The sequence below is a fragment of the Actinosynnema pretiosum genome (assembly GCF_024171695.1).
In the GTDB taxonomy this organism is placed as follows: Bacteria; Actinomycetota; Actinomycetes; order Mycobacteriales; family Pseudonocardiaceae; genus Actinosynnema; species Actinosynnema pretiosum.
Genome location: NZ_JAMTCF010000026.1, coordinates 1 through 11,424 on the forward strand (window position 1 = coordinate 1; position 11,424 = coordinate 11,424).

Sequence of the window (11,424 nt, forward strand, 5' to 3'; positions counted from 1 at the left end):
TAGACCTAGTTTCCCAGGCTTATCCCAGAGTACAGGGCAGGTTACCCACGTGTTACTCACCCGTTCGCCGCTCGTGTACCCCGAAGGGCCTTACCGCTCGACTTGCATGTGTTAAGCACGCCGCCAGCGTTCGTCCTGAGCCAGGATCAAACTCTCCAATAATGAATGAGTTGATCGCTCGGACAACACTGACAAAATGTCAGTTGTCCAGTAACAATCTCAAAGGAATCCTCTTGACGAGGATCATAATTTACTGGCCATTCGGCACGCTGTTGAGTTCTCAAAGAACACGCGCACACCATCTCAAGTCCGCGTTGATCCGCGACCCGATCCGGGGCTGGTGTTTCAAGTTTTTCGCCCCGCTCCGTTCCGGTGTTTCCCGGCCCGTTCCGCGCTGGCAGAGAGAACATTACACAAGTCCTCCGCAGAAGTGAAATCGGGGGGTCCGATCCGCCGTTGTCGCTGGTGGACGGGCTGCGGGCGCGGGATGCTGTCCGGGTGTCACCGAACCCCCGCGCGCGCCGCGCGCACCGATGGGGCGGGTACGCCGCCCAGTTATCCCTGCTAGCGGTCGTGTACTACCTCGGAGCGCGCCTCGGCGGGCTCCAAGAGGTGACTGCGGCGCCCGTCACCCCCATGTGGCCACCCACGGGTGTGGCGGTGCTCGCACTCCTGACCGGCGGTCCCCGCCTGTGGCCCGGCATCGCGCTGGGCTCCCTCCTGGTGAACCTGACCGACGCCCCGCTGACGTGGTGGAACCTCGTGGTGTGCGCGGTCGGCACCGGCGGTCCCGTCCTCGCCTACTACCTGCTCCGCCGCGCGGACCTGCAACTGGAGCTCGACCGCACGCGCGACGCGCTCGCGCTGGTGTTCGTCGGCGCGTTCGCCGGGATGCTCCCCGGTTCCCTGCTCGGCAGCGGCTCGCTGCTGCTCGCGGGGGTGATCACGCCCGCCGAGTGGCTGCCCACCTGGGCGGTGTGGTGGACCGGTGAGGCGATGGGCGTGCTGGTGCTGGTCCCGTTCGGCCTGGCGATGCGCGAGCTCGGACCGCTCGGCGAGCGCTGGCGGGCCACGACCGCGCGCCGCGCGCTGGAGGCGAGCGCCCTGATCGTGAGCACGACGGGGCTGATGATGGTCACCTCGGGGACCAAGGCCAGACTGATGTTCCTGATCTTCCCCTTGCTGATCTGGGGGGCGTTGCGCTTCCAGCACCGGGGGGCGGCGCCGTGCGCGCTGATCGCCACGGTGTTCGCCTCGCGCGCGGCGGTGCTGAGCGCGGGTCCGTTCGCCGGGCTGGAGAACGCCCAGCAGAACATGCTGGGGTTGCAGGCCTACAACGGGACGGTGGCGCTGACCGGTCTGGTGCTGGCGGCGGTGATCGCCGAGCGGGACGCGGGCCGGGTGGCGATCGAGCGGACGGTGGAGCAGTTGAGCGCGGTGGTGTCGAGCTACCAGCCACTCCGGCTGGGTGGCGGGATCGCGGACGAGCGGCGGGACGGCCGGAGCCGTCCTGGCGGCCGGGGCGGCAAGAACGGCGGGGGCGGCACGAGCAGCCAGACCGGCCGGACGGGCTTGGCGGGCGGGAGCATCGGGAGCACCAGTAGCTCGCGGAGCGCGGGCAGCGGCGGGACAGGTCTGCCCGAGCAGGTCGGCCCACCCGGTCGGACAGGACGATCCGCTGAAGCGGGCGGGACTGGTGCGGTGGGCGGCCCCCGCGACGCGAGTGGGCCCGGCGAAGCGGGCGGGACTGGTGCAGCGGGCGGCCACCGCGACGCGAGCGGACCCGGCGAAGCCGGAGGCCCCGGCACGGCGGACCGGTCGGGGCGAGCGCCCGCACCTAGGCAGGCGCCTGGCCCCCGGCAGGCGGACCTGGCGGCAGGCCGGGCGGACAGGACCGGCGGAGCGGACTCCCCAGGTGCGACGAACGGCCCCGACGCGACGGGGCACCCCGGCGAAGCCGATCCCCCCAGTCCCCCCGGCGAGACCACCCCGCCCGACCACGCGGGTCGCCCCGACCACGCGGGTCGCCCCGGTCAGGACGGTCGGTAAGTGGACCTCCTGGTGGTTGGTGGTGGTCCGGCCGGTCGGGCGTTGGCGGCCTCGGCCGTGCGACGAGGGCTTGAGGTGTCGCTGGTGGACCCCCGCCCGGAGCGGCCGTGGCGGGCGACGTACGCGGCCTGGTCGGACGAGCTGCCCGAGGGCACGCCGGTCGTGACGCGCTCGCGCGCGCGGGCGTTCTCCACTTCCGAGCACGTGCTGGAGCGCGAGTACTCGGTCCTGGACAACGCCCGCCTGTGGGAGCTCCCCCCTGAGGTCGAGGTGCTCCGCGCGCGCGTGATCGCGCGCGCGGAGGGTCGGGTGCGCCTGGCGGACGGCCGGGTGCTGCGGGCCCGGCGGGTCGTGGACGCGACCGGGTCGCGCGGTGGCCGGGCGGCGCAGACCGCGGTGGGCGTGGTGGTGAGCCAGGCCGAGGCGGAGCCGTTCGTCGCGCCCGGCGAGGCGGTGATCATGGACTGGCGGCGCCCGCCGTCGGCCACCACCGGCGACCCCACGTTCCTCTACGCGGTCCCGCTGGGCCCGGACCGGGTGCTGCTGGAGGAGACCTCCCTCGCCCGCGCGCCCGGTCTGCCGCTGGCGGAGCTGCGGCTGCGGTTGCGGTCGCGGTTGGACGCGCACGGCGTCCGGACGCCGTCCGCCGAGGAGCGGGTGCGCATCCCGCTGGACGCGCCGAAGGCCGAGGACGGGTTCGGCGCGGGCGGCGGTCTGGTGCACCCGGCGACGGGGTACGGGGTGGCCACCGCGCTGCGGCTGGCGCCGGTGGTCGCGGACGCGCTCGCGGCGGGCGGGGGGCCGGAGGTGCTGTGGACGCAGGAGGCGCGAATGGTTCACGCGCTGCGACTGCGCGGTCTCACCGCGTTGCTGTCGCTCGCCCCGCGCGAAATCCCGGAATTCTTTCACCGGTTTTTCCAATTGCCGGTGGAGAACCAGCGGGAGTACCTCTCGCACCGCGATGACCTGCGCGGACTCACCTCAACAATGTTGATCTTGTTCCGGTCGTCGCCCTGGCGGGTGCGGGCCTCGCTGGCGGGTTCGGTGTTCTTCGGCCAAAGCTTGCTGAACAGCGGGTGAACCCACTCGGCAAACGCCGCGCGTAGGGGGAGTATCGGGGGCGTGCCTGCCCTGCTGGACGATGTCCGATTCGCCTTCCAGCCCCTGTTCAACCTGAACACCGGCGGGGTCGTCGCGGTCGAGGCGCTGGCCCGCCCGCACGACGGCAGCGTGCTCGACCTGCTCCAGGCGGCGTTCCGCGCCGGTTACCTGGTGGACGCGGACGTCGCGCTCGCGTGCCGGGCGATCCGGCACGCGGCCGAGCACGAGTTCGGGCTGCCGCTGCACGTCAACCTCATGTCGATGACCGTCGCGGAGCAACCGGAGAAGCTGGAGCCGCTGCTGCGCGCGCTGCACGAGGTCGGCCGCTCCCCCGACCGCCTGGTGGTCGAGCTGGGCGTGCCGTACACGCGCACCCCGCGCAAGGCGCTGCTGGGGGGCGTGCGGTGGCTGCGCGACGCGGGCGTGCGGGTGGCGCTGGACGGGGTGGGCGACGGCGACGTGCCGCTCGCGCTGCTCACCGACGTGGCCCCGGACCAGCTCAAGCTGGACCGGGGCATCGTCGTCGGCCTGCCCGACGACGCGGGCCGCTCGGCGCTGCTGACCGCGCTGCTGGGCGTGTGCGAGCAGACCGGCTCGGTGCTGGTGGCCGAGGGCGTGGAGACCGAGGCGCAGCTGGCCGCGCTGCGGCGGGCCGGGGTGCGGATGGCGCAGGGCGACCTGCTGGCGCCCGCGCGGCGGCGGCCGGACGTGGCCGCGACGATCCCGACCGCGCTCGCCGAGCCCTCGGACCCGGACGCGGTGGCGCGCACGACGCCGAACCTGCGGCTGGCCGGGCCGAGCGTGACCGACTTCCTGCACCCGGCGACCACCTTGCCCGAGTCGGCGACCGCCGAGGAGGTCAGGGAGGTGCTGGCCGCGCAGCCCTCGGTGACCGGCGTGGTGCTGGTGGACGAGCGCGGCAGGCCGTCGTGGACGTTGGAGCGCAACCGGTTCCTGCTGGCGGTGACCGGGCCGTTCGGGCACGCCCTGCACGCCAACCGGGAGGCGTCGCGGCTGGCGGACCGGCCGAGGGCGGTGGGAGCGCGGTTCAGCGCGATGGAGCTGCTGGAGGTCGTCACCCACGGGGACCGGGAGCGGGCGAACGACGACCTGGTCGTGGTGGACGAGGACGACAAGTGCCTCGGCGTGGTGCGGGTGGCGGACGTGGTGCGCGGGGTCGCCGAGCTGAAGGTGGAGCAGGCGGCGTCGATGAACCCGCTGACCCGGTTGCCCGGCAGCGAGTCGATCGCGCGCGAGGTGGAGCGGCGGGTGCTGGCCGGTGAGGTGTTCGCCGTGGGCTGGCTGGACGTGGACTCGTTCAAGGGCGTGAACGACCGGGCCGGGTTCGCGGCGGGCGACGACCTGATCCGGGCGGTGGGCAGGCGGCTGGCCGAGGGGGCGGCCGGGCTGCCCACGGTGCGCGTCGGGCACGTGGGCGGGGACGACTTCCTGCTGGTGGCGGGGCTGGACGAGCTGGTCGGGTTCGGGGCGGGGGTGCTGGACTCGGAGTTCGGCGTCGACGGGCTGCGGGTGACGCTGTCGCTGGCGACGCTGGTGTGCGCGACCGGGTCGGTGGGCTCGTACCGCGAGGTGTCCCGGCTGCTGGCGCCGCTCAAGCGGCAGGCGAAGTCGCTGAGCGGCTCGAGCTGGGTGCTGGGCAGGCCGGGCACGGACCGGGTGGACGTGCTGCGCGGCGGACCGCACCTCGCGGTCGGCTGACACGGCCGGTTGACGCGGTCGGTTGACGCCGTCGGTTGACGCGGTCGGTTGACGCCGTTGGTTGACGCGGCCGGCTGACGCCGTCGACCGACGCCGCCGGCTGACGCGGCACGGGCCCGGCCGAACCAGGACGGGCGAGGCGGGCGGACCCCGGCGAGCAACCCTCAGTTGGATTACCGGCGCATTAACCGTGATGGTGTTACCCCTGTTGGCGGGACCGCCAAAGGTGTTCGACAGCGGAGGGGTGAATTTCGCTCCAATGACGCTCCCTAACCCCGGTAGTCACTCTTAGCATCAGGGTGACTACCCACCGCACGGGGGAGGTCTTTCTGGTGAGCGAAGTCGACGTCACCGCGCTGCCGATTCCGCGTTCCGGGTCCGGGACAGCGCTGACCATCGGGGTCGAGGAGGAGTTCCTGCTGGTGGACGAGGTCACCGGGGAGCTGGTGGCCCTCGGGCCGCAGGTGCTCTCCGGGCCGCCCGACCAGGGGCTCGACCTCCAGCCCGAGATGACGCAGTACCAGGTGGAGAGCGCGACGGCGGTGTGCCGCACGGCCTCCGAGGTGCGCGAGCAGCTGCTCGCGGCGCGCGCGGCGCTGGCCAGGCGGGCGGCGGCGCACGGGGCGCGCCTGGTCGCGTCGGGCGCGCCGGTGCTGGGCGGCGAGCACCCGCCGCCGCTGACCGACCACCCGCGCTACCGGCGGATCATGGAGCGGTACGGGGCGCTGGTGGACGGGCTGACCATCTGCGGGTGCCACGTGCACGTGGGCATCCCGTCGCCGTCCGAGGGCCTGGTGATCAGCAACCACCTGCGGCGCTGGCTGCCGGTGCTGCTGGCGCTGAGCGCGAACTCGCCGTTCCACGAGGGCAGGGACACCGGGTACGCGAGCTGGCGGCACGTGGTGTGGAACCCGTGGCCGTCGGCGGGCCCGCCGCCGTGGTTCGACTCGGTGGAGGACTACCGGCTGGCCACGCACCTGCTGCGCACGAGCGGGGCGGCGCTGGACGACGGGATGGTCTACTGGGACGTCCGGCTGTCCGCGCACCACCCGACCGTGGAGCTGCGGGTGTGCGACGTGGCGGCGACGGTCGAGGAGGCCGTGGTGCTGGCGGCGCTGGTGCGGGCGATCGCGGCGACCGCGCTGTCCGGCGAGGCGGCGCCTCGGGTGTCGGACCGGCTGCTGCGGGTGGCGCTGTGGCAGGCGGCGCGGCACGGGCCGGAGGGGGCGGCGGTGGACCCGCTGAGCGGGGTGCCGGTGCCGTTCGCCGAGGAGGTCGGCGGGCTGCTGCGGTGGTGCGGGGCGGCGCTGGACGCGGCCGGTGACACCGAGCTCGTGGTCGAGGGCGTGGCCAGGGTGCTGCGGGACGGCGGTGGCGCGGCCAGGCAGCGGAAGGCGTACCGCAGGCGGGGCGAGTTCGCCGACGTGGTGGAGCTGCTGACCACCCGGACGTAGGACTCAGGGCGCGGTTCGGCCGAACGGGGCGCATCCTGCGGACGCAGGCTCACCCACCGGGAGGAACGGCCATGACCACCGCGCGAGAGATCATGCACGCGGGCGTGATGTGCGTGCAGGACGACCAGACGTTGGAGGAGGCGGCGGTGATGATGCGGGACATGCGGGTCGGCTCGCTGCCGATCTGCGGGAGCGACGACAAGCTCAAGGGCATCATCACCGACCGGGACATCGTGATCAGCTGCGTCGCGGCGGGCATCTCCCCCGCCGACATGCGGGCCGGTCAGCTCGCGCGGAACCTGCACTGGGTCGACGCGGACACCGACATCACCGACGTGCTGGAGACGATGGAGGTCAACCAGATCCGGCGCATCCCGGTGCTGGAGAACCACCGCCTGGTGGGCATGGTCAGCGAGTCCGACCTGGCCAAGCACCTGGACGACGACCAGCTCGCCGAGTTCATCGAGCGGGTGTACTCCGACTAGGGCGCAGGGACTAGGACGCGGGGACCAGGACGCCGGGACCAGGGCGCGGGCCCGACCGGCGGGCGGCCTCGAACGCGAGGAGGGCGGCTCCCCCTGACCGGGGAGCCGCCCTCTCGACGTGGAGCGGTGCGCTCAGACCGTGAAGCCGAGGGCGCGCAGCTGGTCGCGACCGTCGTCGGTGATCTTCTCCGGGCCCCACGGCGGCATCCACACCCAGTTGATGCGGAAGTCGTCCACGATGCCGCCGCCGACGCCGCCGACCAGCGCGGACCGGGTCTGGTCCTCGATGACGTCGGTCAGCGGGCAGGCCGCCGAGGTGAGCGTCATGTCGATCACGGCGGTGTTGCTCTCGTCGACGCGGATGTCGTAGACGAGGCCGAGGTCGACCACGTTGATGCCCAGCTCGGGGTCGACCACGTCGCGCATGGCCTCCTCGACGTCGTCCAGCGCCGCGATCCCGGCCTTGGGCGCGGGCGGCTCCGGCATCCCCTCGACGCCCCGCACCACGTCCTGCTCCGATGAAGTCACGACTTCGCTCCCTCGCTGCGGGAAACCGCGTCCTTGAAAGCCATCCAGCCCAGCAGCGCGCACTTCACGCGCGCCGGGTACTTCGCCACGCCCGCGAACGCGATGCCGTCCTCCAGCACGTCCTCGTCCGGCTCCACCTGGCCCCGGCCCTGCATCAGCTCGACGAACGCGTCGAGCTTGTCCATGGCCTGGGAGACCGGCTTGCCGACCACCAGGTCGGTGAGCACGGACGTGGCGGCCTGGCTGATCGAGCAGCCCTGGCCGTCGTAGGAGACGTCGGCGACGAGCGGCCCGTCCAGCTTCACCCTGAGCGTGACCTCGTCACCGCAGGTGGGGTTGATCTGGTGGGACTCGGCGTCGTACGGGTCCCGCAGGCCTCGGCCGTGCGGGTTCTTGTAGTGGTCCAGGATGATCTCCTGGTACATCTGCTGAAGCTGCATCACGCCACCCCGAAGAACTTCTGCGCCTCGCGGACGGCGGACAGCAGCGCGTCCACCTCGCCCTGCGTGTTGTAGAGGTAGAAGCTCGCGCGCACGGTCGCCGCGGCGTTCATCCTGCGGTGCAGCGGCCACGCGCAGTGGTGGCCGACGCGGACCGCGACGCCGAGGCTGTCCAGGACCTGGCCGACGTCGTGCGCGTGCACCCCGTCGACCACGAACGAGACCGCGCCGCCCCGGTCGGCGAGGTCGGTGGGGCCGACCACGCGCACGCCGGGAATGGCCGCCAGGCCGCTGAGGGCGGCGGCGACCAGTTCGTGCTCGTGCGCGGCGACCCGGTCCATGCCGACCGCGTTCAGGTAGTCGACGGCGGCGCCGAGCGCGACGGCCTGCGAGGTCATCGGCACGCCCGCCTCGAACCGCTGCGGCGGCGGGGCGAACGTGGAGCGGGCCATCTCGACCATCTCGATCATGGAGCCGCCGGTGAGGAACGGGGGCAGCGCCTCCAGGAGCGCGCGGCGGCCGTAGAGGACGCCGACGCCCGAGGGACCGAGCATCTTGTGGCCGCTGAAGACGGCGAAGTCCACGCCGAGGGCGCGGAAGTCGACGGGCGCGTGCGGCACGGACTGGCAGGCGTCGAGCACGGTCAGCGCGCCGACCCGCGCCGCCGCGGCGACGAGGGCGGCGACCGGGTTGACCGTGCCGAGCACGTTGGACTGGTGGGTGAACGCGAGCACCTTGGTGCGCTCGTTCACCACCTCGTCCAGGTTCGACAGGTCGAGCCTGCCCTCGTCGGTGACGCCGAGCCAGCGCAGCGTGGCCCCGGTGCGCAGCGCGAGCTGCTGCCACGGCACCAGGTTGGCGTGGTGCTCCATCTCGGTCACGACGATCTCGTCGCCGGGGCCGAGCCGGAAGCGCTCGGCCTCCGGGCCCGCCGTGGCCGCGTTGCCCATGGCGTACGCGACCAGGTTGACGCCCTCGGTCGCGTTCTTGGTGAACACGACCTCGTCGACGCCGACGCCGACGAAGCCCGCGATCCTGCGGCGGGCGTCCTCGTAGGCGTCGGTGGCCTCCTCGGCCAGCTGGTGCGCGCCGCGGTGGACCGCGGCGTTGGCGGTCTCCAGGAACGCCCGCTCGGCGTCCAGGACCTGGCTCGGGCGCTGCGAGGTGGCGCCGGAGTCGAGGTAGACCAGCCGCTTGCCCTCGCGCACGGTGCGGCCCAGGATCGGGAAGTCCGCGCGCACGACTTCGACGTCCAGCGGAGCAGCGGTGGTGGTCACGGCTCCGACGCCTCCTCTCGGTCTGGGGTCTCCCCCGGTGAAGGGGTCTCCCCCGGTGGAACGTCAGGCGATGCTCGCGGCTTCCTGCTTGCCGGTGTACTTCACGTAACCCTCGGACTCGAGCTGGTCGGCCAGCTCGGGGCCGCCGGACTCGACGATCCGGCCGCCCGCGAAGACGTGCACGAAGTCGGGCGAGATGTACTTGAGGATGCGGGTGTAGTGCGTGATCAGCATGACGCCGACCTCGTTGGACGCCTTGTAGCGGTTGACGCCCTCGGACACCACGCGCAGCGCGTCCACGTCGAGGCCCGAGTCGGTCTCGTCCAGGATCGCGATCTTCGGCTGGAGCAGGCCCAGCTGGAGGATCTCGTGGCGCTTCTTCTCGCCGCCGGAGAAGCCCTCGTTGACCGAGCGCTCGGCGAAGGCCGGGTCGATGTCCAGCTCGGACATCGCGCCCTTGACCTCCTTGACCCAGTGGCGCAGGTTCGGGGCCTCGCCGCGCACGGCGGTGGCGGCGCTGCGCAGGAAGTTCGACATCGAGACGCCGGGCACCTCGACCGGGTACTGCATGGCGAGGAACAGGCCCGCGCGGGCGCGCTCGTCGACGCTCATCTCCAGGACGTCCTCGCCGTCCAGGGTGACGGTGCCCGAGGTGATCTGGTACTTCGGGTGGCCCGCGATGGCGTAGGACAGCGTGGACTTGCCGGAGCCGTTGGGGCCCATGATGGCGTGGGTCTCACCGGCGTTGATGGTGAGGTCGACGCCCTTGAGGATCTCCTTGGTCGTCTCGTCGGCGACGACCGAGACGTGCAGGTCCTTGATCTCCAGAGTGGCCATGAGCTGTTCTCAGTTCTCCTGGTGAGGCAGTGCGAAGTCAGTTGGTGGTGGTGGTGACGTCCACGTGGACGTCACCACCGCGCAGTTCCACGGCGAACACGTCGACCGGGTCGGACGCGGGCGGCGAGGAGGGCTTGCCGGTGGCCAGGTCGAAGCACGACCCGTGCAGCCAGCACTCGATGCCCTTGCGGGTCACCTCGCCCTCGCTCAGGGAGATCGCGGCGTGGCTGCACTCGTCGCGCAGCGCGTGCACGGCGTCCCCCTGCCGGACCAGCACGACCGGGACCTGCTCGTCGCCGACCTGGAACGCGACCGGCACGCGGTCGGTCAGGTCGGCGAGCGAGCACACCCGGACGGCGGTCACACGCCCACGGCTTCCAGTTCCGCCTCGATCGCGGCCTCGAGGCGCTCGCGCACCTCGGGGACGCTGATCTTCAGCAGGATCTCGTGGAAGAAGCCCCGGACGACCAGCCTGCGCGCCTGGTCCTCGGGGATGCCCCTGGCCTGGAGGTAGAACAGCTGCTCGTCGTCGAACCGGCCGGTGGCGCTGGCGTGGCCCGCGCCCTCGATCTCACCGGTCTCGATCTCCAGGTTCGGCACCGAGTCGGCGCGGGCGCCGTCGGTGAGGACCAGGTTGCGGTTCAGCTCGTAGGTGTCGGTGCCCTCGGCCGCCGCGCGGATCAGGACGTCGCCGATCCACACGGTGTGCGCGCCCTCGCCCTGCAGCGCGCCCTTGTAGACGACGTTGCTGCGGCAGTTCGGCACCGAGTGGTCGATGAACGGCCGGTGCTCCAGGTGCTGGCCCGCGTCGGCGAAGTACAGGCCGTGCAGCTCGGCGTCGCCGCCCCGGTCCGCGTAGGACACGAGGGGGGTGAGCCGGACCAGGTCGCCGCCGAGGGTGACGGCGGTGTGCCGCACCTTGGCGTCGCGGCCGAGCCGGATGTGGTGCGTGGAGACGTGCACCGCGTCGTCGGCCCAGTCCTGCACGGTGACGACGGTGAGGTCCGCGCCGTCGCCGACGACGATCTCGACGTTGTCGGCGTACGCGCCGGAGCCCCGGTGGTCCAGGACCACGACGGCCTTGGCGAACTTGTCCGCGCGCACCTGCACGTGGCCGTACGCGACCTGGCCCTCGCCCGCGCCGGTGACGGTCACGGTGGTCGGGGCCAGCTCGGTGTCGCCGGGCAGGGTGATCACGGTCGCCTGGGCGAACGCGGACCACGCCTGGGCGGCGACCCGGTCGCCGGGGACGCCCGCGGCGCCGAGGCGCTCGTCGTCGCGACCCACGGTCTCGACCTTGACGGCCTCGGGCGCGTCGACCTCGACGGTGGCCGCGCCGGTGGCCTCGGCCCCGCTGTGCAGGCCCGCCATGCGCTTGAGCGGGGTGAAGCGCCAGATCTCCTCGCGCCCGCCGGGCACCTCGAACGCCGCCACGTCGTAGGACGTGAAGTGGTCGGCGCGCGAGGTGACCAGCGTTCCCGCGCCGTGCGAGTGGGCCGTCAGGCCGTGCTGCTCTTCGGTGGTGACGGCCATG

The 11,424-nt window shown here is 72.5% G+C and carries 11 protein-coding genes and 1 rRNA gene; 5 read left to right on the plus strand and 7 right to left on the minus strand.

Annotated features, from left to right (window positions below):
* A 16S ribosomal RNA gene (locus LV78_RS36190) occupies positions 1–162 on the minus strand; the annotation flags it as partial.
* Positions 163–498: 336 nt separating this feature from the next.
* Between LV78_RS36190 and LV78_RS36195 the strand changes: the two genes are divergently transcribed.
* The 5 genes from LV78_RS36195 to LV78_RS36215 all read left to right on the plus strand — a co-directional run bounded on the left by LV78_RS36195 (position 499) and on the right by LV78_RS36215 (position 6,808).
* Entirely contained in the window at positions 499–2,049 is a 1,551-nt protein-coding gene (locus LV78_RS36195; RefSeq protein WP_308208795.1) for an MASE1 domain-containing protein, read from the plus strand.
* Positions 2,050–3,129 carry a lycopene cyclase family protein gene (locus LV78_RS36200; protein WP_253850618.1) on the plus strand — a complete coding sequence of 360 codons (1,080 nt, stop codon included), beginning with the start codon at positions 2,050–2,052 and terminating at the stop codon, positions 3,127–3,129.
* A 42-nt stretch (positions 3,130–3,171) separates the two neighbouring features.
* Complete coding sequence (locus LV78_RS36205) at positions 3,172–4,869, plus strand: EAL domain-containing protein (protein WP_253850619.1); 1,698 nt, start codon at positions 3,172–3,174, stop codon at positions 4,867–4,869.
* Positions 4,870–5,201: 332 nt separating this feature from the next.
* Positions 5,202–6,323, plus strand: coding sequence for a carboxylate-amine ligase (locus LV78_RS36210; protein WP_253850620.1), 1,122 nt, complete (start codon positions 5,202–5,204; stop codon positions 6,321–6,323).
* 71 nt (positions 6,324–6,394) lie between these two features.
* Positions 6,395–6,808 (plus strand): CBS domain-containing protein, encoded by a 414-nt coding sequence (locus LV78_RS36215; RefSeq protein ID WP_253850621.1) that lies wholly within the window; start codon positions 6,395–6,397, stop codon positions 6,806–6,808.
* Positions 6,809–6,940: 132 nt separating this feature from the next.
* Here LV78_RS36215 and LV78_RS36220 read toward each other — a convergent pair whose 3' ends face one another.
* From LV78_RS36220 to sufD, 6 genes are all read right to left on the minus strand, one after another.
* A complete protein-coding gene (locus LV78_RS36220) occupies positions 6,941–7,294 on the minus strand; it encodes a metal-sulfur cluster assembly factor (RefSeq protein WP_253850724.1) in 354 nt (117 codons plus the stop codon).
* Positions 7,295–7,332: 38 nt separating this feature from the next.
* Entirely contained in the window at positions 7,333–7,776 is a 444-nt protein-coding gene (gene sufU, locus LV78_RS36225) for a Fe-S cluster assembly sulfur transfer protein SufU (RefSeq protein WP_253850622.1), read from the minus strand.
* Positions 7,776–9,053: a cysteine desulfurase gene (locus LV78_RS36230; protein ID WP_253850623.1), complete on the minus strand. Its 1,278-nt coding sequence runs from the start codon at positions 9,051–9,053 to the stop codon at positions 7,776–7,778. The genes sufU and LV78_RS36230 overlap by 1 nt, the downstream gene beginning before the upstream one ends.
* Positions 9,054–9,116: 63 nt before the next feature.
* Entirely contained in the window at positions 9,117–9,890 is a 774-nt protein-coding gene (gene sufC, locus LV78_RS36235; protein WP_015803858.1) for a Fe-S cluster assembly ATPase SufC, read from the minus strand.
* A 37-nt stretch (positions 9,891–9,927) separates the two neighbouring features.
* Positions 9,928–10,254, minus strand: coding sequence for a Rieske (2Fe-2S) protein (locus LV78_RS36240; protein WP_015803859.1), 327 nt, complete (start codon positions 10,252–10,254; stop codon positions 9,928–9,930).
* Positions 10,251–11,423 (minus strand): Fe-S cluster assembly protein SufD, encoded by a 1,173-nt coding sequence (gene sufD / locus LV78_RS36245; protein WP_015803860.1) that lies wholly within the window; start codon positions 11,421–11,423, stop codon positions 10,251–10,253. Before sufD ends, LV78_RS36240 begins: the two co-directional genes overlap by 4 nt.
* Position 11,424 lies beyond the last annotated feature (1 nt).